A 25,815-nucleotide genomic window follows, 5' to 3' on the forward strand; every position below is an offset into this window, starting at 1 on the left:
CATCTTGCCGCACGCCCGCAGCGGTATTGAATCAACACAAATGACAATCAAAATTTCTATCGACTGCATGGGCGGAGATCATGGTCCCTCAGTCACTATCCCCGCAGCAATTTCCTTCGTAAAACATGAGCCTGAAGCCGAACTGATCCTTGTTGGATTGGAAGACGTGATCCGTGCCGAACTGAAGAAACATAAAGCCGACACGCACCCGCGCCTGTCGGTATTGCATGCCTCCGAACAAGTTACCATGGACGATCCCCTGGAAGTGGCCCTGCGCCGCAAGAAGGATTCCTCCATGCGCGTGGCCATCGAACAGGTCAAGAGCGGCGCGGCGCAAGCCTCCGTTTCCGCCGGTAATACGGCAGCCCTGATGGCCGTGTCGCGCTACGTATTGAAAACCATGTCCGGCGTCGACCGCCCGGCCATTTGCAGCATCTTGCCGAATCAAAAGAACGGCCCCACCTACATGCTGGACCTGGGTGCCAACGTCGATTGCGAACCGCATCACTTGCACCAGTTCGCCATCATGGGCTCCGTGCTCGTTTCCGCCATGGAAGGCATCGAACGCCCGACGATCGGCTTGCTGAACGTGGGCACGGAAGATATCAAGGGCAATGAAGTGGTGAAACTCACCTCGAAGCTGCTACAGGCCGACCACGAGCGTGGCGCGCTGAACTTCTACGGCAACGTGGAAGGCAACGATATCTTCAAGGGCACGACCGATATCGTCGTCTGCGACGGCTTTGTCGGCAATGTCACCCTGAAAGCCATCGAAGGCCTGGCGCGCCTCATGAAGGACGTGCTCACTTCCGAATTCAAGCGCAACCCGATCACCATGCTGGGCGCGCTGATCGCCCGCGGGGCCTTGAAAGCCATCGGCAACCGCCTGAATCCTTCGCGTTACAACGGCGCCAGCCTGCTGGGCTTGCGTGGCCTCGTCTTCAAGAGCCATGGCAGCGCAGATGCCTATTCGTTTGAATGGGCCTTGCGCCGCGCTTTTGATGCGGCAAAAAATGACGTGCAAGCGCACTTGGCCAGCCTGATCGCCGAGCTGATGCCGCGCACGCCAGTACCGGACGAACCTACATCAACAAGCTCTACCATTTAGTGGACGGGTACTTGCATGACTGTTTTTAGCAAAACTTACAGCAAAATTATCGGCACTGGCAGTTACTTGCCGGAGAGGCGCGTCACCAACCAGGACTTGACCGAACAGCTCGCCGCCAAGGGCATCGAGACGTCGGATGAATGGATCGTCTCGCGCAGCGGCATTTCGGCGCGCCATTACGCGGCACCAATGCAAAACTCCTCGGACCTGGGCGTGGAAGCGGCCAAAAAAGCCCTGGAGATGGCGGGCCTGAATGGCAACGATCTGGACCTGATCATCGTCGCCAGCTCGACCCCCGATTTCTTCGGCAGCTTCCCCAGCACCGCCTGCATCGTGCAGAGCAAGCTGGGCATCACGAATAACTGCGCCGCCGTCGACGTGCAAGCCGTCTGCAGCGGCTTCGTGTATGCAGTCGCCACGGCCGATAGTTTTATTCAATCTGGCATGCACAAGAATGTGCTGGTGATCGGCGCCGAAGTGTTTTCGCGCATCCTCAATTTCGATGACCGCGGCACCTGCGTGCTGTTCGGTGACGGCGCCGGCGCCATCGTCATGACAGCCTCCACCGAGCCAGGCATTCTGGCCACCAAGCTGCACGCGGACGGCCGCCACTCGAATATCCTCAGCGTGCCGGGCAGCGTGGCAGGCGGCGCGCTGGCAGGTAGCGCCTTCCTCTACATGGACGGCCCGGCCGTGTTCAAGCTGGCCGTGTCCGTACTGGAAAAAGTCGCGCACGAAGCTTTGACCCACGCCAACATGACGGCGGACCAGATCGACTGGCTGATCCCGCACCAGGCGAACATCCGCATCATGAACAGCACGGCCAAGAAACTCGGCTTGCCACTGGAAAAGATGGTCGTCACCGTCGACCAGCATGGCAACACCTCGGCGGCCTCGATCCCGCTGGCGCTGGACATCGCCGTGCGCGACGGCCGCGTCAAGAAGGGCGACAACGTCATGATGGAAGGCGTGGGCGGCGGCTTTACCTGGGGCGCCGTGCTGGCGCGCATGTAATCCCGCAATACTATTAAAAAAACGGAGTCACCATGACACAATTTGCATTTGTTTTTCCAGGCCAAGGCTCGCAAGCGATTGCGATGCTCGACGGTTTTGCCGGCAACCCCGTGGTGGCCCAGACCGTGGCCGAAGCGTCGGACGCCCTGCAATTCGATCTGGGCAAGCTGATCGCCGAAGGTCCCAAGGAAGAACTGGACCTGACCACCAACACGCAACCGGTGATGCTGACGGCGGCCGTGGCTTTCTACCGCGCCTGGCTGGCAGCGGGCGGCCCCGTGCCGAACGTCGTGGCCGGTCATAGCCTCGGTGAATACTCGGCGCTGGTCGCCGCCGGCGTCATCTCGTTCAAGGATGCCGTGCCGCTCGTGCGTTTCCGCGCGCAAGCCATGCAGGAAGCCGTGCCCGTGGGGCAGGGCACGATGGCTGTCGTGCTGGGCCTGTCGGATGACGACGTGCGCGCCGCCTGCGCGGAAGCGGCGGCGGAAAACCCGGCCCTGGTGGTCGAGCCTGTCAATTTCAATGCCCCAGCGCAAGTGGTCATCGCCGGCCATACGGCTGCCGTCGAGCGCGCCTGCGAACTGGCCAAAGCCAAGGGCGCCAAGCGCGCCATGAAGCTGCCCGTCTCGGCACCGTTCCATTCGTCCTTGCTGAAACCGGCTTCGGACCGTTTGCGCGAATACATGGCTGGCTTGAGCTTCTCGGCGCCGCAGATCGCCCTGATCAACAACGTCGACGTGGCCATCGTCAATGATGTCGCCGGCATCAAGGATGCGCTGGTGCGCCAGGCAGCCAGCCCCGTGCGCTGGGTGGAAACCATGCAGAAGGTGGCTCTTGATGGCATAACGCAAGTGATCGAGTGCGGTCCGGGCAAGGTCCTGATGGGCCTGGCCAAGCGCATCGATCCGGTGCTGGTGGGCGACGCTATCGTCGACCAGGCATCGCTGGAACGCATTTTGACGCAGCTCAAGTAAACATCAGATCGCGGCAGCCTGCCTGCCGCGCTTGCTTTTAAGGATACTCATGAATTTAGCAAATCAAGTCGTGCTGGTCACGGGCGCCTCGCGCGGCATCGGCCGCGCCATCGCCACCGAACTGGGCAAGCAGGGCGCCACCGTGGTTGGCACCGCCACCTCGGAAAGCGGCGCGCAAGCCATCACCGATTACCTGGCCGCCGAAGGCGTGGCGGGCAAGGGCCTGGTCCTGAACGTGACCGATGCGGCGCGCTGCGCGGCCGTCGTCGATGAAGTGCAGAAAACCTACGGCAGCCTGTCGATCCTGGTCAACAATGCGGGCATCACGCAAGACCAGCTGGCCATGCGCATGAAGGATGAAGAGTGGGATAGTGTGATTTCCACCAACCTGTCGGCCGTCGGACGCCTGTCGCGCGCCGTGTTGCGCGGCATGATGAAAGCCAAAACTGGGCGTATCATCAATATCACGTCGGTGGTAGCCTCGTCGGGCAATCCAGGGCAAATGAATTACGCGGCGGCCAAGGCCGGCGTGGAAGGCATGAGCCGCGCCCTGGCGCGCGAAATCGGCAGCCGCAACATTACCGTGAACTGCATCGCCCCCGGCTTCATCGATACCGACATGACCAAGGCCCTGAGCGAAGAGCAGCACGCGGCCCTGTTGACGCAAATTCCCCTGTCCCGCCTGGGCAAACCGGAAGACGTGGCAGCGGCGGTGGCCTTTCTGGCCTCGCCGCAAGCGGCATATATCACCGGCACGACCCTGCACGTGAACGGCGGAATGTATATGAATTGATGTGAAAGGTAGACGGGGCGGGCGTTTGTGGCATGATTCAACGGTCGTTTTTGTCTATAATCGCATCTTTTAGCAGCAGCTTCGGTTGAATTAGCAGCAGACACCGAAATTAGTATTCGGACGCGCAAACCTGATAAAATGCGCGCACTTTCCGTAACACACACTTTGGAGCCATAACATGTCGGATATCGAACAACGCGTTAAGAAAATCGTCGCTGAGCAACTGGGCGTTGCAGAAGCAGACATCAAAATCGAATCCTCCTTCGTCGACGATCTCGGCGCCGATTCCCTGGACACCGTGGAACTGGTCATGGCCCTGGAAGACGAATTCGAAATGGAAATCCCTGACGAACAAGCTGAAAAAATCACCACCGTGCAACAGGCGATCGACTACGCCACTGCACACGTCAAGGCCTAAGCCTGTCTGACCGACTTCAGGAGAATCGCTTGAGCCGTTCTAAAAACCGTCGTGTTGTTGTAACAGGCCTGGGCTGTGTTTCACCTGTCGGCAATACTATTGCCGAGGCGTGGGGCGCAATCATTGAAGGTAAATCCGGCATTGCCACGATTACCAAGTTTGATGCATTGCCCTTCACCACGCATTTTGCCGGTGAAGTCAAAGGCTTCAATATCGAAGAGTACATCTCCGGTAAGGAAGCCCGCCACATGGATACCTTTATCCATTACGGCATGGCTGCAGGCATCCAGGCGATGCAGGACTCCGGTCTGGAAGTGACCGAGGAAAATGCCGAGCGCATCGGCGTGATCATCGGTTCTGGTATCGGTGGCTTGCCGCTGATCGAGGAAACCAAATCCGAGTACGAAAAGCGCGGTCCGCGCCGTATCTCGCCATTTTTCGTGCCTGCCTCGATCATTAACATGATTTCTGGCAACCTTTCGATCAAATATGGTCTGAAGGGCCCGAACCTGGCGATCGTGACGGCGTGTACCACCGGTTTGCACAGCATTGGCGCTGCCGCGCGCATGATCGAGTACGGCGATGCCGACGTCATGATTGCCGGCGGTGCTGAATCGACCGTGTCGCCGCTGGGCCTGGGCGGTTTCGCTTCGGCACGTGCCTTGTCGACCCGCAACGACGATCCGGCAACGGCATCGCGTCCGTGGGATACCGACCGCGACGGCTTCGTGCTGGGTGAGGGCGCTGGTGTCATGGTGCTGGAAGAGTACGAGCACGCGGTGGCCCGTGGTGCCAAGATCTATGCCGAAGTGAATGGTTTCGGGATGAGCGCAGATGCTTATCACATGACCTCGCCGCTGGAAGATGGTAGCGGCGGCAGCAAATCGGTGATCGCAGCGCTCAACAACGCAGGCTTGAACCCGGATCAGATTCAGTACCTGAACGCGCACGGCACGTCGACCCCGCAAGGCGACGTGGCGGAAGTGATGGGCATCAAACGCACCTTCGGCGAGCATGCCAAGCATCTTGTCGTCAACTCGACCAAGTCGATGACGGGCCATTTGCTGGGCGGCGCGGGCGGTCTGGAAGCGGTGTTTACGGTGCTGGCATTGCACCATCAGGTGTCGCCACCGACCATCAACATCTTCAACCAGGATCCGGCTTGCGATCTCGATTTCTGTGCCAACACGGCGCGGGATATGAAGATCGATTATGCAGTGAAGAATTCGTTCGGCTTCGGCGGAACGAATGGCACGCTGATTTTCGGTAAAGCGAAATAAGTAGGAACTTTCAAGCGCTCGCTACGGTCAAACCGTAGTGAGCGCTGATTCAGCGCCAACGTTCGTTGGTGCCTGAATTTGCCCGGCATGGTGCCGGCGCGCCTGATGTTTTCCCCTTTGAGTTGGCAATATGTCGATTGCGGTAGCGGCTGTCATTCGCACGCCTGTCTGTTTGCGCCTGCTGCAAGCGCTGCTGGGACTGTGCGCCTTGCTGGCCGCCTGGCCCTTGAGTGGCGTCTGGCGTGCTGCGGCCCTGTCCGGCCCCGGCCTTGGCCAGCTGGTGGGCGGCTATGCGCTGGGCTGGCCCGGTGCGCTGCCGAGTGCGGCTGGCGGCGTGTTGTTGCTGGCTTTGCTGCGCAGGCGCAGAACGCGGCAGGCGCTTGATATTTCGCCGGGTGGTCAGCTGCGGCTGGCGGTATATCTGGAGCATGGCGGAGCGCCGTCCGGCTCGGAGGCCTTGGTGCCGACTGTGTTGCGTCTGTTGCCGGGCTCGACCTTATGGCCATCGCTGCTGGTGCTGTGCCTGGTGGATGCCGCAGGGCGGCGCACGCGGGTGCTGGTGCAGCGTGGCAGCAGCTGCGTCGCCTTCCGCCCGCTGGCCGTGGCGTGCCGGGCCATCGCGGCGCGCAGTGGGGAAGAATAAAAGTGGGGCGAACACTGAACTTCTTGCAGCGGGCCAACTCTATATCCATACAGGCGCCCACGCTGCATGACTACAGGGACATTGGGCGTGACGACAGAGCGCGAGTATGATCAGTTACTGGTCGAGCGGGTGCAGGCTGGCGACAAACGGGCATTCGATGTGCTGGTATCGAAATATCAGCGCCGCTTGATGCGCCTGGTGTCGCGCCTTGTGCATGACCCGGCGGAGGCTGAAGATGTGGTGCAGGAAACCTTTATCAAGGCATACCGGGCACTGCGCCATTTTCGCGGCGATGCCGCTTTTTATACCTGGTTGTATCGCATCGGCATCAATTCGGCCAAGAATTATCTCGTCACGCAAGGACGGCGTGCTGCCACGTCCAGCGATGCCGACGCCGAGCAGGCGGAGTCCTTCGAGGATGGCAATAAATTACGCGACAACAATACGCCCGAATCAGTGCTCGCCAGCAAGCAGATTGCGGCCACCGTCAATGCTGCCATGCAGGTGCTGCCCATCGAGTTGCGCACGGCCATCGTGCTGCGCGAGATCGAGGGCCTCAGCTATGAAGAGATATCGGAGATCATGGTGTGCCCGATCGGTACCGTGCGCAGCCGCATTTTTCGCGCACGCGAAGTGATTGCGGAGAAATTGAAGCCGCTGTTGGACATGCCGATTGACAAGCGCTGGTAATCTGGGGAGTATGAGGTTGGCATGGCTGTGGACGGTTTTCGCACCGATTCTCTTGAAATGGCAGGACCCATCATGGATGCGCACACACGATTGCACGAGACGATTTCCGCCCTGGCCGATGGCGAGCTGGCGGCAGCTGAACTCGAACTGGCTTTTGCCGCCCTCGACACGCCATCGGGGCGGCAAGCCTGGGATGCCTATCGCCTGATCGGCGACGTCCTGCGCTCGGAGCAGTGCGGCCATGCCCTGAGCGCCCAGTTCGACGCGCGCCTGGCCAGCCAGTTGGCAGCCGAGGCGGCGCCTGGCGAACCGATTGCCCATCTGCCACTGTCCGCTGCCATCGTGCCGCCAGGCGCCGCCGAGCCGCTGGAGGCAGGGCCGCTGGCGCAGCGCTAGCGCTGCGGCGTCTTATGCCAGGCTTAACGTCCGCCTTGCCCTCTTGACACTGGACTTCAGTACGATTGACACTGTGTGCAGGCAGTATCTTGCTTTTGCGATATATTGTTGCGTTGTTTGCCATGCGTGCTGTCAGGTGTAGTGCCCCTGGGATTCCGTCATGACGGCCATTCATGCACGCAGGCAATCGCCTGATCCGCGGTTTGATCCGTTTATATACTCGAAAAGATCCTTACCATGAAAAAAAACATGTGTGCCGCCAGCAAGTCGTTTTCAGTGAAGACGCTTTCCGCCTTACTCTTCGGCACGGCTGGCGTCTTCCTTGCTCCCAGCATGCTGGGCCTGGCACCACAAGCGCACGCCGCCGTGCCGGCCGTGAAACTGCCTGATTTCTCGGACCTGGTCGACGCCGTTGGTCCGGCCGTTGTGAATATCCGCACCACTGAGCGCCTGAAGATGAATGCGCCCGGCGCGGGTGGCCAGGATGAGCAGGAAATGCAGGAATTCCTGCGCCGCTTCTTTGGCGGCGCCATGCCGACGCCGCGCCAGCAGGCGCCGCGCGGTGGCCGCCGTGCCGTGCCGCAGGAGCAGGAAGTGCAGCGCGGCGTCGGTTCCGGCTTCATCATCTCGGCTGATGGCTACGTGTTGAGCAATGCCCATGTGGTCGATGGCGCCGACGAGGTCTACGTGACCCTGACGGACAAGCGCGAATTCAAGGCCAAGGTGATCGGTGCCGATGCGCGCACCGACGTGGCCCTGCTGAAAATCGAGGGCGCCAATCTGCCGCGCCTGACCATCGGCGACTCGGACAAGATACGCGTGGGCGAGTGGGTCATCGCCATCGGCTCGCCATTCAACCTGGAAAATACGGTGACGGCCGGCATTATCTCCGCCAAGTCCCGCGATACGGGCGACTATCTGCCCCTGATCCAGAGCGACGTGGCTGTCAATCCCGGTAACTCAGGCGGTCCGCTGATCAATATGCGCGGCGAAGTGATCGGCATCAATTCGCAGATCGCCACCCTGTCCGGTGCCTACAACGGCATTTCGTTTGCCGTGCCCATCGATGAAGCCATGCGCGTGGGCGAGCAGCTGAAAAAGACGGGCAAGGTCGTGCGCGGGCGCATCGGCGTGCAGATCGGTGAAGTGAGCAAGGACGTGGCGGAATCGCTGGGCTTGCCGAATGCCAAGGGCGCGCAAGTGTCGATGGTGGAGCCGGGTGGTCCGGCCGACAAGGCGGGCATCAAGCCGGGCGACATTATCCTGAAATTTAACGGCGCCCAGATCGAACGTTCGTCCGACCTGCCGCGCCTGGTAGGCGGCGCCGCTGTCAACGGCAAGTCCACGGTGACTGTCTGGCGCAAGGGTGCGCAGCAGGATGTTTCCGTCACCGTCGTCGAGCTGGAAGGCGAGAAAACGGCGAAGAAGGGTGGCAGGGAGCCGGAAGCGCAAGCCGTCAACGCACTGGGCCTGAAGGTCAGCGACGTGCCGGTCGCGAAGAAACAGGAATTGAAGATCGAAGCCGGCGTGCTGGTCGACGATGCGAATGGCGTGGCGGCCCTGGCCGGCCTGCAGCCTGGCGATGTGATCTTGCAATTGAACAACGTTGCCGTGAAAGATGCCAAGCAGTTCAATGCCCTGGTGGCCAAGCTCGATCCGAAGAAGTCGTCGGCCGTGCTGGTGCGCCGTGGCGACACGGCACAATTCGTTTCGCTGCGTCCTTCGGCCAAGTAAGTTTCTGATTTCACTGCGTTCCGGCCTCGGCCGGGACGATTTTCCTCCTTTTTCATGCACTTCACCCTCTATTCCCGCAGTTACTGCCATTTATGCCAGGACATGCTCGACGCCTTGCTCTTGCTGCAGCCGCCTGAAAAGCCGTTCACAGTGGATGTGATCGATATCGATGCCTCGCCCGATGCATCGCTGCTGGCGCGCTTCGATGAGTTGGTGCCGGTGTTGTTTGGCGATCTGGCCCAACCCGAGCTATGCCATTATTTTCTTGACGAGGCCGCTGTACGGCGCTGCCTGGCGTAGCTTAAATGCCAATATCGACACTGCATTGCACCATTCCAGTGTCGGAAACAGTTGAAAATGTCGCCTTGCCCCGGTGCTGGCCTCTGAAAGACGGGCTTTCCGCTCTGAAATCCGGTAAAATGGGGAGGTCGAAAAAGCTACTGTCCGAGGCAGCAGCTTCTGTCGCTTCAAAAGCGCTCGCCTGGGCATGCAGATGTCCTGCTCGGAGCGCTTTTTTCATCATGAGTGGGGCGCCCCGTGTTGGCCCTGTTTGGCCCGGACATGATCCCCTTGATTCCTGTTAAAGCAGTGTTGTCACTCGCACATATATTAGTTAATGAATAACATACGCAACTTCTCCATCATCGCCCATATTGACCACGGTAAATCGACCCTGGCTGACCGCATCATTCAATTGTGCGGCGGCTTGTCCGACCGCGAGATGGAGGCGCAGGTGCTCGATTCGATGGATCTGGAGCGCGAGCGCGGCATTACCATCAAGGCGCAAACGGCGGCCCTGCACTACAAGGCGCGCGATGGCCAGATCTACAACCTGAACCTGATCGATACGCCGGGCCACGTCGACTTCAGCTATGAAGTGTCGCGCTCGCTGTCCGCGTGCGAAGGCGCGCTGCTGGTGGTTGACGCGTCGCAAGGCGTGGAAGCGCAAACGGTTGCCAACTGCTACACGGCGCTGGACCTGGGCGTGGAAGTGGTGCCCGTCCTGAACAAGATCGACTTGCCGAACGCAGACCCACCGAACGCCATTGCCGAAATCGAAGACGTGATCGGCATCGACGCGGCCGACGCCGTGCATTGCTCGGCCAAGACGGGCTTCGGCGTGCTGGATGTGCTCGAGCAACTGATCGTCAAGGTGCCGCCACCGAAGGGTGACCCCGATGCGCCGCTGCAGGCGCTGATCGTCGACTCCTGGTATGACGCCTATGTGGGCGTGGTCATGCTGGTGCGCGTGGTCAACGGTACCCTGAAACCGAAAGACAAGATCCGCCTGATGGCCACCGATTCGGTGCAGTTGGTGGAAGACATCGGCGTGTTCTCTCCCCGTTCGCAATCCTTGCCGCAATTGTCGGCAGGCCAGGTGGGCTTCATCATCGCCGGCATCAAGGAACTCAAGGCAGCCAAGGTGGGCGATACCGTCACCCTGGTCAGCCGTCCTGCCGCTGCGCCATTGCCCGGCTTCAAGGAAGTGCAGCCGCAAGTGTTTGCCGGCCTGTTCCCCGTCGAGGCGAACCAGTACGACGCGCTGCGCGACTCGCTGGAAAAGCTGAAATTGAACGACGCGGCCCTGATGTACGAGCCGGAAGTGTCGCAGGCGCTGGGCTTCGGCTTCCGCTGCGGCTTCCTGGGCTTGCTGCACATGGAAATCGTGCAGGAACGCCTCGAGCGCGAATTCGACATGGACCTGATCACCACGGCGCCAACCGTGGTGTATGAAGTGATCCAGCGCGACGGCACCATGATCAACGTCGACAATCCGTCGAAGATGCCCGATCCGTCGCGCATCGAGGAAGTGCGCGAGCCTATCGTCACGGTCAATCTGTACATGCCGCAGGAATACGTGGGTTCCGTGATTACCCTGTGTATCGGCAAGCGCGGCATCCAGATGGACATGAGTTACCACGGTCGCCAGGTCAAGCTGGTCTACGAGATGCCGATGGCCGAGATCGTGCTGGACTTCTTCGATCGCCTGAAATCGACGTCGCGCGGCTATGCCTCGATGGATTACGAGTTCAAGGAATACCGCGCGGCTGACGTGGTCAAGGTCGACATGCTGATCAACAGCGAAAAAGTCGATGCGCTGGCCATCATCGTCCACCGTTCGAACAGCCAGTACCGTGGCCGCCAGGTGGCCGCCAAGATGCGCGAACTGATCCCGCGCCAGATGTTCGACGTGGCCATCCAGGCGACCATCGGCGCCAACATCATTTCGCGCGAGAACGTAAAAGCCTTGCGTAAGAACGTGCTGGCCAAGTGCTATGGCGGCGATATCAGCCGCAAGAAAAAATTGCTGGAAAAGCAAAAAGCGGGTAAGAAACGCATGAAGCAAGTGGGTTCCGTGGAGATCCCGCAAGAGGCGTTCCTGGCAATTTTACAAGTGGATGGTTAATCAATGAACCTGCAAGTGATTTTAGGAAACTTCGCTTTAATCCTGTTCGTGCTGATGGTGTTGACGGGCCTGGTCTGGTGCCTGGATGTGTTTTATCTGTCCGGGCAGCGCCGCCTGGCTGCCGACCGCGCCCTTGCCGAGTTCGATGCGCGCCAGTCCAAGCTGGCCGCCGAGGGCATCAAGTCCGATGCGGGTGGCAGCCGCGCGACCATTGAGGCAGCGCTGTTGCGCCAGCCGACCTGGGTAGAGTATTCGGGCAGTTTCTTTCCCGTCATCGCCCTGGTGTTCTGCCTGCGCTCGTTCCTGTACGAGCCATTCAAGATTCCGTCGAGCTCGATGGTGCCAACCTTGCTGGTGGGCGATCTGATCCTGGTCAACAAGTTCACCTATGGCATTCGTTTGCCGATCGTCAACAAACGCATCATTGAAGTCAACGATCCGCAGCGCGGCGACGTGATGGTATTCAAGTACCCGAAAGATCTGTCGCAAGACTATATCAAGCGCGTAATCGGCGTGCCCGGTGATAAAATCACCTATGAAAACAAGCGCTTGACGGTGAATGGCAAGGAAGTGGCCTACACGCCGCTGGACGACTACCTGGATGATGAAAGCACTGTTTACCACAAGCAGCTGGAAGAAAACCTGACGGGCGTGAGCCACCGCATCCTCAACGACGAGCCTGCTCCTACGTTGAATTTGCGCGAAGTGAAGGATTTCCCGCACAAGGAGGCGTGCAACTACAACGAAGACGGTTTTACGTGTGTGGTGCCACAAGGCAATTACTTCATGATGGGCGATAACCGCGACAATAGCGCGGACAGCCGTTACTGGGGTTTCGTGCCGAACGAGAATATCGTCGGCAAGGCTTTCCTGGTGTGGATGAACTTCAGCAATCCGAAACGCGTGGGCGGCATACACTAAGCCGGCCGGGTCTGTAATGGGCCGACCATGGCTGCCGCGCCGATTCCCCGCGCGGCGGCCAGCCGAATTACTCAGATGATACAGAAACAACAATGAATCTTCAGCTATTGCAAACCCGTTTAGGCTATACGTTCCAGGATGCTGGCCTGTTGCAGCAAGCCTTGACGCATCGTAGCCACAGCAGTTTGCATAATGAGCGGCTGGAATTCCTCGGCGACTCCATTCTCAACTGCGTGGTCGCCTCCATCCTGTACGAACGCTTCAAGTCCATCGACGAGGGCGACCTGTCGCGCTTGCGGGCCAACCTGGTGAAACAGCAGTCGCTGTATGAAATCGCGCAAAAGCTGGAACTGTCGCAATTCCTGCGCCTGGGAGAAGGCGAGCTGAAGTCGGGCGGTTTCCGCCGTCCGTCCATCCTCGCCGATACCCTGGAAGCTTTGCTGGGCGCGATTTTTCTCGATACGGGCTTTGACGCGGCCAGCACGGTGATCCGCGCCTTCTACATTCCCATCCTCGACTCGGTCGATCCGCAAACCCTGGGCAAGGATGCCAAGACCCTGCTGCAGGAGTTTTTGCAAAGCAAGAAAATTTCGCTGCCACAATACAACGTGGTGGCTACCCACGGGGCCGCCCACAGCCAGGAATTCGAGATCGAATGCCTGGTGCCGAAATTGAATATCCAGGTCTACGGCCGTGGCGGAAGCCGCCGCGCCGGTGAGCAAGCCGCCGCCAAACTGGCGTTGGACGTGGCCGAGCAGGCGCTGTTGAAGTCGCCAGCCGCCAGCCGCAAGCCCAAACCGCGCGCCGCCCAGCTCAAGCTGGCCGGTATTGCCACCATCCAGAGCGACGACGCGGCAGCCCCGGCTGTTCCTGCGAACGCCGCTCATACTAAACAGAATCGACACTAGCATGACAGCCACCAAAATGCCCGACAACTTCCGCTGTGGCTATATCGCCATCGTGGGCCGCCCCAACGTGGGCAAATCGACCCTGATGAACGTGCTGATCGGCGCGAAGGTCAGCATCACTTCGCGCAAGGCGCAAACTACGCGCCACCGCATCACCGGCATCCAGACGGTGCCGGACGCGCAATTCATCTACGTCGACACGCCCGGCTTCCAGACGCGCCATTCGAACGCGCTGAACAAGACGCTGAACAAGACCGTCACGAACACGCTGATTTCCTCGGATGTGATTTTGTACGTGATCGAGGCGGGCACGTTCGGCCCGGCCGACCAGCAAGTGATGGATTTGCTGCCGAAGGAAGTGCCATGCATCCTGGTCATCAATAAATCCGACCGCGTCAAGGACAAGGCTGTATTGTTGCCGTTTGCACAAAAGATCGCCGCCATGCGCGACTTCGCCGCCATCGTGCCCGTCTCCGCCAAGCTGCATTTCCAGCTGGAAGGCTTGCAGAACGAGATCAAGCGCTTCTTGCCGGAAAACCAGCCGATCTTTGGCCCGGACGACATCACGGACCGCAGCGAAAAATTCCTCGCTTCGGAAATCGTGCGTGAAAAACTCTTCCGCTTCGTGGGTGACGAATTGCCGTACACGAGCACCGTGCTGATCGAGAAATTCGAGCAGGAAGGCGATCTGCGCCGCGTGTTTGCCGCCATCCTGGTCGAGCGCGATACGCATAAATCCATGATCATCGGCAACAAGGGCGCGCGCCTGAAGGAAGTCTCCACCCAGGCTCGCCTGGATATGGAAAAACTGTTCGGCGGCCCCGTGTACCTGGAAATCTGGGTCAAGGTCAAATCGGGCTGGGCCGACAACGAGGCGGGCTTGCGCGCCTACGGCTACGAGTAATCCGCAACCCGGGGGCGACGCCACACGCATGAGCACCACCACGCCAGCGCAGCCTGAGCTCGCGCCAGCTTCATCTGCTGTCCCCGCGCCGGTGGCGATCGCGCCGCCGGCCACACCTTCCGCAGCGCCGCCACGGCGCAGCCGTCCGCCCGCGCGCGACGGCCGCATCACGGGCCAGCCAGCCTTCGTGCTGCACAGCTACCCGCATAAAGAAACCAGCCTCATCGTCGACGTGTTTACGCGCGAATACGGCCGCATTGCGCTCGTCGCCAAGGGCGCCAAGCGGCCCCATTCCCAGTTGCGCGGCGTGCTGCAGACGTTTCAACCACTGCAAGCGGGCTGGACGGGCAAATCCGAACTGCGTATCTTGACGGGCGCCGAATGGGTGGGGGGCATGCTGCCGCTGGAAAAGACCGCCTTGCTGTGCGGCTTTTATCTGAACGAATTGCTGGTGAAACTGCTGGCGCGCGACGACCCGCATCCCGTCCTGTTCGACCACTACGTTGCCACCTTGAATCAACTGGCGCACAATGAGCCGCCGCCCATCGTGCTGCGCAAGTTCGAGCGCGCCCTGCTCAAGGAAACGGGTGTGGCGGCCGACCTGACGCGCTGCACGGGCACGCGCCAGGCGGTCGAGGCGGGACAGGTCTACGTGGTCGACCCGGAACGGGGGCCGCGCCCGGCGCGCGCCAGCGATGCCTGGCCGAAGATCACGGGCAAGACCCTGCTCGACATGGAGCGCGAAGATTATCTTGACGTGGCCACGCAGGCGCAAAGCAAGCTGCTGATGCGCTTTTTGCTGGCCCATCAACTGGGGGGCGCCACTTTGAACACGCGCCAGATACTGATCGATTTAATGCAGCTGTAGTGCTGCTCTTTACATTGCGGCGCTACGGCACTTTACGGATACCATCTTATGAGCTTTTTGCAGCCTTCCGGCCCCGTCATCGACCTGGGCGTCAATATCGACCACGTGGCGACCTTGCGCAATGCGCGCGGCACCGCCTATCCGGACCCGGTCCGCGCGGCCCTGCTGGCCGAACAAGCGGGCGCCGACGCCATCACCCTGCATTTGCGCGAAGATCGCCGTCACATCAAGGATGCGGACGTGATCGCCATCGCGCCGCAATTGCTCACGCGCATGAACCTGGAAGCGGCCGTGACGCAGGAAATGCTTGATTTCGCCTGCCGCATCAAGCCTGCCGACGTGTGCCTGGTACCGGAAAAACGCACGGAAGTGACGACCGAAGGGGGGCTGGACGTGGTGCGCTACTTCAAGGAAGTGCAGGCGGCGGTGAAGCAATTGCAAGGCGAGGGCATCCGCGTCAGCCTGTTCATCGATGCCGACGAGCAACAGATCGCCGCCGCTGCCGAACTGGGTGCGCCCGTGATCGAGTTGCACACGGGCCGCTACGCCGATACGGCAGGCGCCGAGCAGTTGGCGGAGCTGGAGCGCATCAAGGCGGGCGTGCTGTTCGGCGTGGGCCTTGGCTTGAAGGTCAACGCGGGCCACGGTTTGCATTACACCAATGTGCAGGCGATTGCCGCCATTCCGGATATTACTGAACTGAACATCGGCCACGCCATCGTCGCGCACGCCGTGTTTGTCGGCTGGGAAAACGCCGTGCGCGAAATGAAGGCCATCATGGTGGCCACGCGCCTGGGTCGCAAAGCATAAGTAACAGGACACGCCCATGATCTACGGCATCGGCACCGACATTTGCAAGATACCCCGCATCGAAGCGGCATTGGCGCGCCATGGCGAGCGTTTCGCGCAAAAGATACTGGGGCCGCAAGAGATGGAAAAATTCCGCGCCCGCAGTGCGAAAAACGCCGTGCGCGGCGTGCGCTTCCTGGCCACGCGCTTTGCGGCAAAAGAGGCGTTTTCCAAGGCCATCGGCCTGGGCTTGCGCATGCCCATGACCTGGCCCGCCGCGCAGATGCTGAACCACCCCAGCGGCAAGCCGATGATCGTTTGCAGCGGCGTGCTGGCGGAGTTCATGGAAAAGCACCGCCTGAGCGCGCAAGTGACGATCAGCGATGAAGAAGAATATGCGGTCGCGTTCGTGATCGTGGAGCAAGCAGCATAACTATAAGTGCGCTATAAGTGCACAATGAGCCAGCAATGACCGAAGCAAGCCCAGAACCATCCTTGGCGGAAACGCCACCCGACCCGCGCGCGCAGGTGCTGGCCACCGTCGCCAAGCTGCCAAATTTGCCCGGCGTGTACCGCTATTTCGACGCCACTGACAAGGTGCTGTATGTCGGCAAGGCGCGCGACCTGAAAAAGCGCGTCTCCAGTTACTTCCAGAAAAACCTGGCCAGCCCCCGCATCGCCATGATGGTCGAGCGCATCGCGCGCCTGGAAACCACCGTCACGCACAGCGAAGCGGAAGCATTGATCCTGGAAAACAACTTGATCAAGGCGCTGCAACCGCGCTACAACATCCTGTTTCGCGATGACAAGTCGTATCCGTATCTGAAAATCACCAATGGCGACGCGCCGCGCATGGTGTATTACCGTGGCGCGGTGGACAAGAAAAACCAGTATTTCGGGCCGTTTCCCAGTTCCTGGGCCGTCAAGGAATCGATGCAGATCCTGCAAAAGGTGTTCTTGATCCGCACCTGCGAAGACAGCGTGTATGCGAACCGCACGCGTCCCTGCCTGCTGCACCAGATCGGCCGCTGCAGCGCACCGTGCGTGGACCTGATCAGCAAGGAAGACTATAAAAACGACGTGGAAAATGCGGCACGCTTCCTGCGCGGGCGCCAGAGCGAAGTGATGGCCGACCTGGAAAAGAAAATGCACGCGTTTGCCGCCGAGCTGAAATTCGAGCAGGCGGTGGTAGTGCGCAACCAGATCGCCTCGCTGTCGCGCGTGCTGCATCAGCAAAGCATGGAAACGACGGGCGACGCCGATGTCGACATCCTCGCCGTGCTGGTGCAGGGCGGGCGCGCCTGTGTCAACCTGGCCATGGTGCGCGGCGGGCGCCACCTGGGCGACCGCGCCTACTTCCCCAGCCAGCTCAGCGATGCGGCGGCGATTGCCGAAGAAGCGATCGAGGTGGAAGTGCTCGCCGCCTTCCTGGCGCAGCACTACACGGAAAAATTCATCCCCGGCACCCTGATCCTGAATATCGAATTCGACCAGCCTGCCCTGATGGTGGCATTGATGGAACAGTGCGGCCACCGCATCAACCTGATCTTCCAGCCGCAGGGGCAGCGCCGCCAATGGCTGGAAATGGCGCAGAAGGGCGCCGAGATTTCGCTGGCGCGATTGTTGTCGGAGCAGGGTTCGCAGCAATCGCGCACGCGCGCGCTGGCCGAGGCCTTGCGCCTGGAAACGGAAGACCTCGACAGCCTGCGCGTGGAGTGTTTCGACATCAGCCATACGCAGGGCGAGGCGACGCAGGCGTCGTGCGTGGTGTTCCACCACCACGCCATGCAGAACGGCGAATACCGGCGCTACAACATCAACGACATCACGCCCGGTGACGATTATGCGGCCATGCGCCAGGTGCTGATGCGCCGCTATGAAAAGGTGGCCAATGGCGATGGCGTGATGCCCGACGTGGTGCTGATCGACGGCGGCAAGGGGCAGATTGAAATGGCGCGCCAGGTGTTCGCCGAGCTGGGACTCGATATCAGCTTGATTGTCGGCGTGGCCAAGGGGGAAGGGCGCAAGGTGGGCCTGGAAACCCTGCTGTTTGTCGATGGCCGTCCGGCGCAGGAACTGGGCAAGGAATCGGCTGCGCTGATGCTGATCGCGCAGATCCGCGACGAGGCGCACCGCTTCGCCATCACCGGCATGCGCGCCAAGCGGGCCAAGACGCGCCAGACCTCGCGCCTGGAAGAGATAGAAGGCATCGGCGCCAAGCGCCGGCAGAAGCTGCTGTCGCGCTTTGGCGGCTTGCGCGGCGTGGTCGACGCCAGCGTCGAGGACCTGATGTCGGTGGAGGGGATTTCGACGCAACTTGCGGAAGAGATTTACAAGCAGTTGCACTAATGAAGGGATCGCCTGGTCCGCTGCTGCGGCAACCGGACTAGGCTAATACCCTGGGGCCATGTAGACTAAGTAATCCTCAGGAAATTATTGTGAATTTATGACGAACAGAACCGGATGCTATGCAAGGCGCCCACTGCGACGCAGTGCGAGCACTGCTAGCAGCGGGCAACGCCGCAGAGCGCCGGTTATGGAAGTCAGAAATCAGAATAATTTATTGGGGGTTACTTAGGTGGCGCTTTCTTCACGCTTTCTTCATGTTCAATTTACCCGTCGGCCGATTGCTTCCTTATGCCTTTTAATATTCCCATCCTTTTGACCTGGCTGCGCGTGGCTCTGATTCCACTCGTCGTTGGCGTATTTTATTTGCCGCCGTCGATGCTGCTGCATGGCGACCAGAATCTGGTTGCCACCCTGGTCTTCATTGTTGCGGCCGTGACCGACTGGTTCGATGGTTTTCTCGCGCGACGCTGGAACCAGACCTCGGCCTTTGGCGCCTTCCTCGATCCGGTCGCCGACAAGCTGATGGTGGCGGGCGCCTTGCTGGTGCTGGTGCAGCTGGATCGTGTTAATGCCGTGCTGGCCTTTATCATCATCGGCCGCGAAATCACCATTTCCGCATTGCGCGAATGGATGGCACAGATCGGCGCATCGAAATCGGTGGCCGTCAGCTCGATCGGCAAGATCAAGACGGCCGCGCAAATGACGGCCATTCCCTTGCTGCTGTACCACGACGTGATCTTCGGCGCGATCGACACCCACGTGTGGGGCGAAAAGCTGCTGTGGATCGCCTGCGTGCTGACGGTATGGTCGATGTTCTATTACCTGCGCCTGGCATGGCCTCTCATCAAGGAAAAGGCCGGCAACTTGCATTAAGACGGGGCGATACTGCTAGCGCTGCTTAGGCGTCCTTTTAGCCCAAACGCAAGAGCTGGGGTCAGACCCGACGGGTCTGACCCCAAATATTTTGCAAAAGACCAGATATTGCCCGTTGACAGCCCCTGTAATCCCTCTATAATGCTGGCCTGTTGTTGATGACGCGGGAGTAGCTCAGTTGGTAGAGCGCAACCTTGCCAAGGTTGAGGTCGAGAGTTCGAGACTCTTCTCCCGCTCCAGTTTTCTGGAGCGTGTCATAGGTAAAAACAGCAGCTGCAGTAAAAAGTAGTACTGGCGATGTAGTAGAGCTTCTGATACAATGTTGTCCACTGCGGGAGTAGCTCAGTTGGTAGAGCGCAACCTTGCCAAGGTTGAGGTCGAGAGTTCGAGACTCTTCTCCCGCTCCAGTGAAAACTGGATCAGCAGTAAAGCAGCTCTGGTAAACGGTAGTAAAAAGCAGTAAAATAGCGGATCGTATGCGGGAGTAGCTCAGTTGGTAGAGCGCAACCTTGCCAAGGTTGAGGTCGAGAGTTCGAGACTCTTCTCCCGCTCCAGCGCAAGCTGGAAGCAGTACAGCAAGATGGCAGTAGCAGAAAATAGAAGCTCCAATGCGGGAGTAGCTCAGTTGGTAGAGCGCAACCTTGCCAAGGTTGAGGTCGAGAGTTCGAGACTCTTCTCCCGCTCCAGAATTCTAAAGGGAAGCTAAGCTGGCTTCCTTTTTTTATCAGCTGCATTAGCAAGCGTGATTAGGCGGTAAATAAGCAGGAAATAAGCTCCAATGCGGGAGTAGCTCAGTTGGTAGAGCGCAACCTTGCCAAGGTTGAGGTCGAGAGTTCGAGACTCTTCTCCCGCTCCAGTTTTCAAGGTGGGCCGCAAGGCGCATCCAAGCAGGTCCTCTGGCGAGGTAGCAAAGAGGTTATGCAGCGGCCTGCAAAGCCGTTTAGACGGGTTCGATTCCCGTCCTCGCCTCCAGATGAAAAAAATAGCCCACTTTCGAGTGGGCTATTTTTTTTGCCCGCTGTGCATCTTGTATAATGCCAGCAAGCTCAGCCTCGCCGCCTGGCGCCTTGATGAAACTTCCCCCATTCCGCCAACCCCATGTAGTCACTGACGACTTTCCTGCTCCGTTCAACCTCAGCGCAGCTTTGTTGTGACGCCCGCTGGCATGGCTGTGCCCGATGAATCTGTGTCAGGCGCGCATTTCTCTGTTCCGACCCTGGATTTGAATCAATGATCAACGCAACTTTTCGGGACGAGTGGTACTCGAACGTACAAAAAAATATCCTGGCGGGCTTGACCACTTCATTCGCCCTGGTGCCCGAATGCATCGCCTTTGCCCTGGTGGCGCAGTTGAATCCCCTGATGGGCCTGTATGGCGCTTTCATCATTTGTGCATTCACGGCCATCTTTGGCGGCCGTCCCGGGATGATTTCTGGCGCCGCAGGTTCCATGGCCGTCGTCATCGTGGCGCTGGTGGCCCAGCATGGCGTGCAATATCTGCTGGCCACCGTGGTGTTGAGCGGCATCATCATGGCGCTGTTCGGCATTTTGCGCCTGGGTAAGCTGATCCGCATGGTGCCCCATCCCGTGATGCTGGGCTTTGTGAATGGTCTGGCCATCGTCATCGCCATGGCGCAATTGGAGCATTTCCGCCAGGCCACGCCGCAGGGCGAAACCTGGCTGCAAGGCATGCCCTTGTACGTGATGGGTGGGCTGGTGTTTCTCACCATGGCCATCGTCTACGTGCTGCCGCGCATCACAAAGGCCGTACCGCCCGCGCTGGTGGCCATCCTGGGCGTGGGCGTGCTCAGCCATTTCCTGCACTTGCCCACGCGCACCCTGGGCGACCTCGCGCATATTGCCGGCGGCTTGCCGGCCCTGCATTGGCCCACCGTGCCGCTGGACATGGCCACCTTGCACATCATTTTTCCGTATGCGGCGCTGATGGCCATGGTGGGCTTGCTGGAAAGCTTGCTCACTTTCAATCTCACCGATGAAATGACGGAAACGCGGGGCCAGCCCAACCGCGAATGCATCGCCCTCGGTGCCTCGAATGTCGTGTCGGGCCTGTTTGGCGGCATGGGCGGCTGCGCCATGATCGGGCAAACCATGATCAACCTGAGCTCGGGCGGCCGCTCGCGCCTGTCGGGCGTGACGGCCGGCGTGATGATTTTATTGTTCATCCTGTTCCTCTCGCCGCTGATCGAGCGCATCCCGCTGGCCGCCCTGGTGGGCGTGATGTTCGTGGTGGCGCAGCAGACGTTTGCCTGGGGTTCCTTGCGCGTGCTGGGCAAGGTGCCGCCGCAGGATGCGCTGGTGATCGTCGCCGTAACGGTCATCACGGTGTTCACGGACCTGGCGACGGCCGTGCTGTGCGGTATCGTCATTGCCGCCTTGAATTTTGCCTGGCAACATGCGCGCGAGATGCGCGCCGACATCGATGACAGCAGCCCTGGCGTGCGCGTGTACCTGCCGCACGGCACCCTGTTTTTCGCCTCGGCCACGCATTTCCAGGAACTGTTCCAGTTGGCGTCGGACCCGGCCCGCGTCATCCTCGATTGCCGGCACCTGCACATGGCCGATCACTCGGCCATCGCCTCCATCGAGGCGCTGTATGAGCGCTACGACAAGGCCGGCAAGCACCTGCAGGTGACGCAGTTATCCGCCCGCAATGAGGCCTTGCTGCAGCGGGCCGGAGTGGATGTGAGCGTGGCGTAAAATAGGGAATTGTTGAATGTCTGTGGAGTGTGAATGCTGTCGAACGAACAAGAGCAATTGCTGCAACAAAGCCAGGCGGGTTTCGATGCCTACTATGACGCGCTGGGCGCCTCGCTGGTGAACTTTGTCGAGCGCCTGGGCATCCAGCCGGCGCACGAAGTATTGACCAACGCGGCTGAATATCTGCCGTACATCGATGCGGCCATGCGCACCATCGTCATCCGCGACGAGAGCTGGCAATGGGTGAAAACCATGCTCGGCTATTTTATCGGCGAATACTTCGTGCAGGGCCATGCGGGCTGCTGGTATGTGGAAACGCGGGCCGAATCGCCGCATTTCTGCCGCTACATGGTAGGGGGCTTCGAGCATGGCTTGCCGCCGGATGCCGCCATCGATCCGGAGGCGCTGGCGCTGGCATTTCTGGGGCAATCCGTGCCACGCGAACTGGCAACCTTGGTCGCGGATGCGCAAGCCCGCCTGAGTTGAATGGCTGTCGATAAGGATGCTCGATGAAATGGATACCCCGTCTGAGACTGGCGCGCTGGTGCATGCCAGCCATTGCCATTCTGCTCGTCGGTACGGCACCCCTGGCTTTTGCGCAGGATGGCGACCACACAGCGTTTGACACCGATCACGCATTCGACGCCGGCTCGCGTATCGCGCTCGATACCGTGACGCCGGCGCAAGTCGACAATCTCGCCGTGCTCGGCAAGGTATGGGGGTTCCTGAAATACCATCACCCCTTGATCACTGCAGGCGGGCGGCAATGGGACTACGAACTTTTGCGTGTCATGCCCCGCATGCTGGTCGCGCCCGACAGGGCGGCGGGCGATGCCGTGCTGCGGGAATGGATCGCCGGTCTTGGGACACTTGCCGACTGCGACCCTTGTGCCGTCCCGGCGCAGGGCGAGCTGCATCTGCGTCCCGCACTGCAATGGCTGGACGATGCGAGCTTGCTGGGCGCCGACCTGCGCGCCGATCTGCGGCACATTTATCTGCGCCGGCCGGCGTCGGCCAGCCAGTTTTATCTGCGCTTGCACGAGCAGGTGGGCAATCCCGTCTTTGAGCATGAGATCGCCTACGAGAATATTACGCTGCCCGATGCCGGCTTTCAGTTGCTGGCCTTGTTTCGCTTCTGGAATATCATCGAATACTGGTCGCCCTACCGCGCTACGGCAGGTGAAAACTGGGATGAGGTCCTGCGCCAGTCGCTGCCGCGCATCGCGCTGGCCAGGGACCGCGCCAGCTATCAGCTGGAAATGATGGCCGTGATCGCGCGCCTGAACGATTCCCACACTAATCTGTGGAGTTCGCTGCACGTGCGTCCGCCTGTGGGACAATGCCGGCTGCCAGTCAAGCTCCGCTTCATCGGCAATAGCGCCGTGGTGGTGGGCTACCGTGAGGCCGAAGCCGAAGCGGCGACGCGATTGCAGGTCGGCGATGTCATCGCCAGCATCGATGGCGTGCCGGTGGCGCAACTGGTCGCAGCCTGGCGGCCCTACTATGCGGCATCGAATGAAGCGGCGCGGCTGCGCGACATGGCGGGCAAGCTGACCACTGGCGCTTGCGGTGAAACCCGGCTGCAGGTACGCCGCGAGCAGGGGGACGTGGATTTGACGGCGCAGCGCGTGCCAGCGGGGCGGCAAGCGGGGCAGGATACGCATGACAGGGACGGGGAAACGTTCCAGCGCCTGGGCGACGATATCGCCTACCTCAAGCTGTCGACCCTCAAGCGGGCTGACGTGGCGGCGCATATGGTAGCGGCGGCGGGTAGCCGCGGCCTGATTATCGATATACGCAACTACCCGCGCGAGTTTGTCGTCTTTGCCCTGGGGTCTTACCTGGTCGACCGGCCTACGGAGTTTGCCCGCTTTACCAAGGGCGACCTTGGCAACCCCGGCGCCTTCCATTGGACCAATGCCATGGCCTTGTACCCGCAAGCGCTGCGCTATGCGGGTAAGGTCATGCTGCTGGTCGATGAAGTCAGTCAGAGCCAGGCCGAATACACGGCCATGGCCTTGCGCGTGGCGCCGCGCGCGAAGGTGATCGGCAGCACCACGGCTGGCGCGGATGGGAATATCTCGCCGTTTGCGCTGCCGGGCGGCTTGAGCACCCTGATCAGTGGCATCGGCGTGTTTTATCCGGATCGGCGCCCCACGCAGCGCGTGGGCATCATCCCCGATATCGAGGTCAGGCCTACGCTTGCCGGCATACGGGCCGGGCGCGACGAGGTGCTGGAGGCTGCTATTGCCGAGATACGCCGGCAATAGCTGTTCTTGCTGTTGCTGCGGACTTAAAACTCTTCCCACTCGCCTTCGGCAGGGCTTGCGACCTTGCTGCTCTTGCGCATCACAGGCAAGCGCAGGGCAGGGGCCGAGGCCTTGCGGACGGATGCTGCAGGTGCTGCCGGGGCGCTGCGCTGGGCCGCTTTCACGCTGAAACGGTCGGTCGCCGCCGCGTTGGTATCCAGGCGGAAGACGCTGACCACTTGCGCCAGTTCGCTCGCCTGTTCCTGCATTGCTTCGGCTGCGGCCGAGGCTTCTTCCACCAGGGCTGCATTTTGCTGTGTCACCTGGTCCATTTCGGAAATAGCCTGGTTGACTTGCTCGATGCCGGCGCTCTGTTCTTCGCTGGCGTTGCTGATCTCGCTCATGATGGAGGTGACGAAGCCGATGCTTTGCACGATTTCTTCCATCGTCTTGCCGGCCTTGTCGACCAGGTCCGTGCCCACGTCGACCTTTTGCACGGAGTCGTCGATCAAGCCCTTGATTTCCTTGGCCGCCGCTGCCGAGCGCTGCGCCAGGTTGCGCACTTCCGTGGCCACCACGGCAAAGCCGCGTCCCTGTTCGCCGGCGCGTGCCGCTTCCACGGCCGCGTTCAGGGCCAGGATGTTGGTCTGGAAGGCGATGCCGTCGATGACAGAGATAATATCGACAATTTTCTTCGACGAGGTATTGATCTCGCCCATGGTGGCCACCACCTGGGCTACCACGGCGCCGCCGCGGCTGGCGATGCCGGCTGCGTCGCCCGCCAGTTTATTTGCCTGGCGCGCGTTGTCCGCGTTCTGCTTCACGGTACTGGTCAGCTCTTCCATCGACGAAGCCGTTTCTTCCAGCGAACTGGCTTGCTGTTCCGTGCGCGACGACAGGTCCTGGTTGCCGGCGGCGATTTCCGCTGAAGCCGTGGCGATGGTGTCGGTGCCGCTGCGCACCTGGCCGACGATGCCCACCAGGCTGTCGTTCATGGTTTTCAGGGCATGCATCAGCTGGGCCGTTTCATCGCGGCCCTGGGTCGTGATGGTGCTGCTCAGGTCGCCCGCTGCCACGGTTTCCGCCACTTTCACGGCGTCGCGGATGGGGCCCGTGATCGAGCGTGTGATCCACCACGCGAAACCGATGCCCATCAGCACGGCCAGCACGCCCATGCTGATGAGGAAGACGCGGGTGTCGCTATAGGACTCGATGATGCTGGCGCCGACGCCGTCGGAGGCCGTGATCTGCATGTTGGCAAAGCGCTTCACTTCGGCCAGGTAGGCTGTGGTGATCGGCGTGACTTCCTTGTCGAACACGACCTTGGCGCCCGCCACGTCGCCGTCGGCCTTCATCTTGAAGGCGCGTGCGCGCGTCGTTACATAATCGGTGCGCACCTTGCGCACGACCTTGAATTGCTCGATCACGGCTGGGTTGCGCAAAGCGGCGGCGATATCATCTTGCAGCTTGCTGGAGCGTGCCGCATCGACCTTCAAGTCTTCCTCGATCTTGGCGCGCACGACCGGGTCGGTGATTTCAAACGAGGCCACGCCGCGCACGCTGTTGACTTCGATGATTTTCGACCATTCGGCCACCATGCGCTGGTTCTTGATGCTGGTATGGATGAGACGGTAAGTCAGGTCGCTGGCCGTTTGCATGCGCACCAGGGCGGTGACGGTCAGGGCGGCAAGCAGCAGCAATACGACAGCAAAGCCGACGCCAAGGCGGCTGCCGATGTTCAGGTTTTTCATGTAACTCCTAACAATTAATAGTCATGAT

The 25,815-nt window shown here is 60.4% G+C and carries 25 protein-coding genes and 6 tRNA genes; 29 read left to right on the plus strand and 2 right to left on the minus strand.

All coding sequences use genetic code 11. The features are described from left to right. The first annotated feature begins 40 nt into the window (after positions 1-40). From plsX to ACQ4WN_RS03885, 11 genes are all read left to right on the plus strand, one after another. Positions 41-1,108 carry a phosphate acyltransferase PlsX gene (gene plsX / locus ACQ4WN_RS03835; protein WP_436530034.1) on the plus strand — a complete coding sequence of 356 codons (1,068 nt, stop codon included), beginning with the start codon at positions 41-43 and terminating at the stop codon, positions 1,106-1,108. Positions 1,109-1,123: 15 nt separating this feature from the next. Beyond that, positions 1,124-2,122, plus strand: coding sequence for a beta-ketoacyl-ACP synthase III (locus tag ACQ4WN_RS03840; protein WP_436550334.1), 999 nt, complete (start codon positions 1,124-1,126; stop codon positions 2,120-2,122). A 32-nt stretch (positions 2,123-2,154) separates the two neighbouring features. Further along, on the plus strand, positions 2,155-3,096 hold the full coding sequence (gene fabD, locus ACQ4WN_RS03845) for an ACP S-malonyltransferase (RefSeq protein WP_436550335.1): 942 nt from the start codon (positions 2,155-2,157) through the stop codon (positions 3,094-3,096). A 49-nt stretch (positions 3,097-3,145) separates the two neighbouring features. Beyond that, positions 3,146-3,889, plus strand: a complete 744-nt coding sequence (fabG, locus tag ACQ4WN_RS03850; RefSeq protein ID WP_035820245.1) for a 3-oxoacyl-ACP reductase FabG — start codon at positions 3,146-3,148, stop codon at positions 3,887-3,889. Positions 3,890-4,067: 178 nt separating this feature from the next. Beyond that, positions 4,068-4,307, plus strand: a complete 240-nt coding sequence (gene acpP / locus ACQ4WN_RS03855) for an acyl carrier protein (protein WP_008449912.1) — start codon at positions 4,068-4,070, stop codon at positions 4,305-4,307. A gap of 29 nt (positions 4,308-4,336) precedes the next feature. Continuing rightward, a complete protein-coding gene (gene fabF, locus ACQ4WN_RS03860) occupies positions 4,337-5,587 on the plus strand; it encodes a beta-ketoacyl-ACP synthase II (protein ID WP_436550336.1) in 1,251 nt (416 codons plus the stop codon). Between the two features lie 130 nt (positions 5,588-5,717). Continuing rightward, entirely contained in the window at positions 5,718-6,230 is a 513-nt protein-coding gene (locus ACQ4WN_RS03865) for a hypothetical protein (protein ID WP_436550337.1), read from the plus strand. Between the two features lie 66 nt (positions 6,231-6,296). Beyond that, positions 6,297-6,920 carry an RNA polymerase sigma factor RpoE gene (gene rpoE, locus ACQ4WN_RS03870; RefSeq protein ID WP_436550338.1) on the plus strand — a complete coding sequence of 208 codons (624 nt, stop codon included), beginning with the start codon at positions 6,297-6,299 and terminating at the stop codon, positions 6,918-6,920. 72 nt (positions 6,921-6,992) lie between these two features. Continuing rightward, the gene (locus ACQ4WN_RS03875) at positions 6,993-7,316 is read left to right on the plus strand and encodes an RseA family anti-sigma factor (protein WP_436550339.1); all 324 of its coding nucleotides are present in this window, start codon (positions 6,993-6,995) and stop codon (positions 7,314-7,316) included. A 237-nt stretch (positions 7,317-7,553) separates the two neighbouring features. Then, positions 7,554-9,050 carry a DegQ family serine endoprotease gene (locus ACQ4WN_RS03880; RefSeq protein WP_436550340.1) on the plus strand — a complete coding sequence of 499 codons (1,497 nt, stop codon included), beginning with the start codon at positions 7,554-7,556 and terminating at the stop codon, positions 9,048-9,050. A 54-nt stretch (positions 9,051-9,104) separates the two neighbouring features. Continuing rightward, positions 9,105-9,350, plus strand: coding sequence for a glutaredoxin family protein (locus ACQ4WN_RS03885; protein WP_436550341.1), 246 nt, complete (start codon positions 9,105-9,107; stop codon positions 9,348-9,350). 1 nt (position 9,351) lies between these two features. On the opposite strand, the gene ACQ4WN_RS03890 is transcribed toward ACQ4WN_RS03885, so the two are convergent. Continuing rightward, positions 9,352-9,573, minus strand: a complete 222-nt coding sequence (locus ACQ4WN_RS03890; RefSeq protein WP_436550342.1) for a hypothetical protein — start codon at positions 9,571-9,573, stop codon at positions 9,352-9,354. 93 nt (positions 9,574-9,666) lie between these two features. Between ACQ4WN_RS03890 and lepA the strand changes: the two genes are divergently transcribed. The 18 genes from lepA (at position 9,667) to ACQ4WN_RS03980 (ending at position 24,057) form a co-directional block, all read left to right on the plus strand. After that, the gene (gene lepA / locus ACQ4WN_RS03895; RefSeq protein ID WP_101481965.1) at positions 9,667-11,457 is read left to right on the plus strand and encodes a translation elongation factor 4; all 1,791 of its coding nucleotides are present in this window, start codon (positions 9,667-9,669) and stop codon (positions 11,455-11,457) included. A gap of 3 nt (positions 11,458-11,460) precedes the next feature. After that, positions 11,461-12,378: a signal peptidase I gene (lepB, locus tag ACQ4WN_RS03900; RefSeq protein WP_436550343.1), complete on the plus strand. Its 918-nt coding sequence runs from the start codon at positions 11,461-11,463 to the stop codon at positions 12,376-12,378. A gap of 92 nt (positions 12,379-12,470) precedes the next feature. Continuing rightward, on the plus strand, positions 12,471-13,286 hold the full coding sequence (gene rnc / locus ACQ4WN_RS03905) for a ribonuclease III (RefSeq protein ID WP_436550344.1): 816 nt from the start codon (positions 12,471-12,473) through the stop codon (positions 13,284-13,286). Between the two features lies 1 nt (position 13,287). Beyond that, positions 13,288-14,190, plus strand: coding sequence for a GTPase Era (gene era / locus ACQ4WN_RS03910; RefSeq protein ID WP_034749612.1), 903 nt, complete (start codon positions 13,288-13,290; stop codon positions 14,188-14,190). A 28-nt stretch (positions 14,191-14,218) separates the two neighbouring features. Beyond that, positions 14,219-15,058 (plus strand): DNA repair protein RecO, encoded by an 840-nt coding sequence (recO, locus tag ACQ4WN_RS03915; protein ID WP_436550345.1) that lies wholly within the window; start codon positions 14,219-14,221, stop codon positions 15,056-15,058. A gap of 48 nt (positions 15,059-15,106) precedes the next feature. Continuing rightward, on the plus strand, positions 15,107-15,868 hold the full coding sequence (pdxJ, locus tag ACQ4WN_RS03920) for a pyridoxine 5'-phosphate synthase (RefSeq protein ID WP_436550346.1): 762 nt from the start codon (positions 15,107-15,109) through the stop codon (positions 15,866-15,868). A gap of 16 nt (positions 15,869-15,884) precedes the next feature. Beyond that, on the plus strand, positions 15,885-16,280 hold the full coding sequence (gene acpS / locus ACQ4WN_RS03925) for a holo-ACP synthase (protein WP_436530022.1): 396 nt from the start codon (positions 15,885-15,887) through the stop codon (positions 16,278-16,280). Between the two features lie 35 nt (positions 16,281-16,315). Continuing rightward, the gene (gene uvrC / locus ACQ4WN_RS03930) at positions 16,316-18,196 is read left to right on the plus strand and encodes an excinuclease ABC subunit UvrC (protein ID WP_436550347.1); all 1,881 of its coding nucleotides are present in this window, start codon (positions 16,316-16,318) and stop codon (positions 18,194-18,196) included. Between the two features lie 288 nt (positions 18,197-18,484). Further along, positions 18,485-19,069: a CDP-diacylglycerol--glycerol-3-phosphate 3-phosphatidyltransferase gene (pgsA, locus tag ACQ4WN_RS03935; protein ID WP_101481959.1), complete on the plus strand. Its 585-nt coding sequence runs from the start codon at positions 18,485-18,487 to the stop codon at positions 19,067-19,069. A 163-nt stretch (positions 19,070-19,232) separates the two neighbouring features. Next, positions 19,233-19,308: transfer RNA gene (locus ACQ4WN_RS03940), tRNA-Gly, on the plus strand. A gap of 92 nt (positions 19,309-19,400) precedes the next feature. Next, a tRNA-Gly gene (locus ACQ4WN_RS03945) sits at positions 19,401-19,476 on the plus strand. Between the two features lie 71 nt (positions 19,477-19,547). Continuing rightward, positions 19,548-19,623, plus strand: a tRNA-Gly gene (locus ACQ4WN_RS03950). A gap of 56 nt (positions 19,624-19,679) precedes the next feature. Further along, positions 19,680-19,755, plus strand: a tRNA-Gly gene (locus tag ACQ4WN_RS03955). 94 nt (positions 19,756-19,849) lie between these two features. Beyond that, positions 19,850-19,925: transfer RNA gene (locus ACQ4WN_RS03960), tRNA-Gly, on the plus strand. Positions 19,926-19,967: 42 nt separating this feature from the next. After that, a tRNA-Cys gene (locus ACQ4WN_RS03965) sits at positions 19,968-20,041 on the plus strand. A gap of 258 nt (positions 20,042-20,299) precedes the next feature. Beyond that, positions 20,300-21,787, plus strand: coding sequence for a SulP family inorganic anion transporter (locus tag ACQ4WN_RS03970; RefSeq protein ID WP_436550348.1), 1,488 nt, complete (start codon positions 20,300-20,302; stop codon positions 21,785-21,787). Positions 21,788-21,820: 33 nt separating this feature from the next. Next, positions 21,821-22,273, plus strand: a complete 453-nt coding sequence (locus ACQ4WN_RS03975; protein ID WP_436550349.1) for a hypothetical protein — start codon at positions 21,821-21,823, stop codon at positions 22,271-22,273. Between the two features lie 23 nt (positions 22,274-22,296). Continuing rightward, positions 22,297-24,057: a S41 family peptidase gene (locus ACQ4WN_RS03980; protein WP_436550350.1), complete on the plus strand. Its 1,761-nt coding sequence runs from the start codon at positions 22,297-22,299 to the stop codon at positions 24,055-24,057. Between the two features lie 23 nt (positions 24,058-24,080). On the opposite strand, the gene ACQ4WN_RS03985 is transcribed toward ACQ4WN_RS03980, so the two are convergent. Beyond that, a complete protein-coding gene (locus ACQ4WN_RS03985; protein ID WP_436550351.1) occupies positions 24,081-25,787 on the minus strand; it encodes a methyl-accepting chemotaxis protein in 1,707 nt (568 codons plus the stop codon). Positions 25,788-25,815: the final 28 nt, after the last annotated feature.

The organism is Janthinobacterium pasteuri (genome assembly GCF_051380775.1).
Taxonomy (GTDB): domain Bacteria; phylum Pseudomonadota; class Gammaproteobacteria; order Burkholderiales; family Burkholderiaceae_D; genus Janthinobacterium.

Excerpts from the sequence above, each read along its gene's own strand:
- plsX (WP_436530034.1), top strand. The coding sequence starts at position 41 with ATGACAATCAAAATTTCTATCGACTGCATGGGCGGAGATCATGGTCCC.
- ACQ4WN_RS03840 (WP_436550334.1), top strand. The coding sequence starts at position 1,124 with ATGACTGTTTTTAGCAAAACTTACAGCAAAATTATCGGCACTGGCAGT.
- fabD (WP_436550335.1), top strand. The coding sequence starts at position 2,155 with ATGACACAATTTGCATTTGTTTTTCCAGGCCAAGGCTCGCAAGCGATT.
- fabG (WP_035820245.1), top strand. The coding sequence starts at position 3,146 with ATGAATTTAGCAAATCAAGTCGTGCTGGTCACGGGCGCCTCGCGCGGC.
- acpP (WP_008449912.1), top strand. The coding sequence starts at position 4,068 with ATGTCGGATATCGAACAACGCGTTAAGAAAATCGTCGCTGAGCAACTG.
- ACQ4WN_RS03865 (WP_436550337.1), top strand. The coding sequence starts at position 5,718 with ATGTCGATTGCGGTAGCGGCTGTCATTCGCACGCCTGTCTGTTTGCGC.
- rpoE (WP_436550338.1), top strand. The coding sequence starts at position 6,297 with ATGACTACAGGGACATTGGGCGTGACGACAGAGCGCGAGTATGATCAG.
- ACQ4WN_RS03875 (WP_436550339.1), top strand. The coding sequence starts at position 6,993 with ATGGATGCGCACACACGATTGCACGAGACGATTTCCGCCCTGGCCGAT.
- ACQ4WN_RS03880 (WP_436550340.1), top strand. The coding sequence starts at position 7,554 with ATGAAAAAAAACATGTGTGCCGCCAGCAAGTCGTTTTCAGTGAAGACG.
- ACQ4WN_RS03885 (WP_436550341.1), top strand. The coding sequence starts at position 9,105 with ATGCACTTCACCCTCTATTCCCGCAGTTACTGCCATTTATGCCAGGAC.
- ACQ4WN_RS03890 (WP_436550342.1), bottom strand. The coding sequence starts at position 9,573 with ATGATGAAAAAAGCGCTCCGAGCAGGACATCTGCATGCCCAGGCGAGC.
- lepA (WP_101481965.1), top strand. The coding sequence starts at position 9,667 with ATGAATAACATACGCAACTTCTCCATCATCGCCCATATTGACCACGGT.
- lepB (WP_436550343.1), top strand. The coding sequence starts at position 11,461 with ATGAACCTGCAAGTGATTTTAGGAAACTTCGCTTTAATCCTGTTCGTG.
- rnc (WP_436550344.1), top strand. The coding sequence starts at position 12,471 with ATGAATCTTCAGCTATTGCAAACCCGTTTAGGCTATACGTTCCAGGAT.
- era (WP_034749612.1), top strand. The coding sequence starts at position 13,288 with ATGACAGCCACCAAAATGCCCGACAACTTCCGCTGTGGCTATATCGCC.
- recO (WP_436550345.1), top strand. The coding sequence starts at position 14,219 with ATGAGCACCACCACGCCAGCGCAGCCTGAGCTCGCGCCAGCTTCATCT.
- pdxJ (WP_436550346.1), top strand. The coding sequence starts at position 15,107 with ATGAGCTTTTTGCAGCCTTCCGGCCCCGTCATCGACCTGGGCGTCAAT.
- acpS (WP_436530022.1), top strand. The coding sequence starts at position 15,885 with ATGATCTACGGCATCGGCACCGACATTTGCAAGATACCCCGCATCGAA.
- uvrC (WP_436550347.1), top strand. The coding sequence starts at position 16,316 with ATGACCGAAGCAAGCCCAGAACCATCCTTGGCGGAAACGCCACCCGAC.
- pgsA (WP_101481959.1), top strand. The coding sequence starts at position 18,485 with ATGCCTTTTAATATTCCCATCCTTTTGACCTGGCTGCGCGTGGCTCTG.
- ACQ4WN_RS03970 (WP_436550348.1), top strand. The coding sequence starts at position 20,300 with ATGATCAACGCAACTTTTCGGGACGAGTGGTACTCGAACGTACAAAAA.
- ACQ4WN_RS03975 (WP_436550349.1), top strand. The coding sequence starts at position 21,821 with ATGCTGTCGAACGAACAAGAGCAATTGCTGCAACAAAGCCAGGCGGGT.
- ACQ4WN_RS03980 (WP_436550350.1), top strand. The coding sequence starts at position 22,297 with ATGAAATGGATACCCCGTCTGAGACTGGCGCGCTGGTGCATGCCAGCC.
- ACQ4WN_RS03985 (WP_436550351.1), bottom strand. The coding sequence starts at position 25,787 with ATGAAAAACCTGAACATCGGCAGCCGCCTTGGCGTCGGCTTTGCTGTC.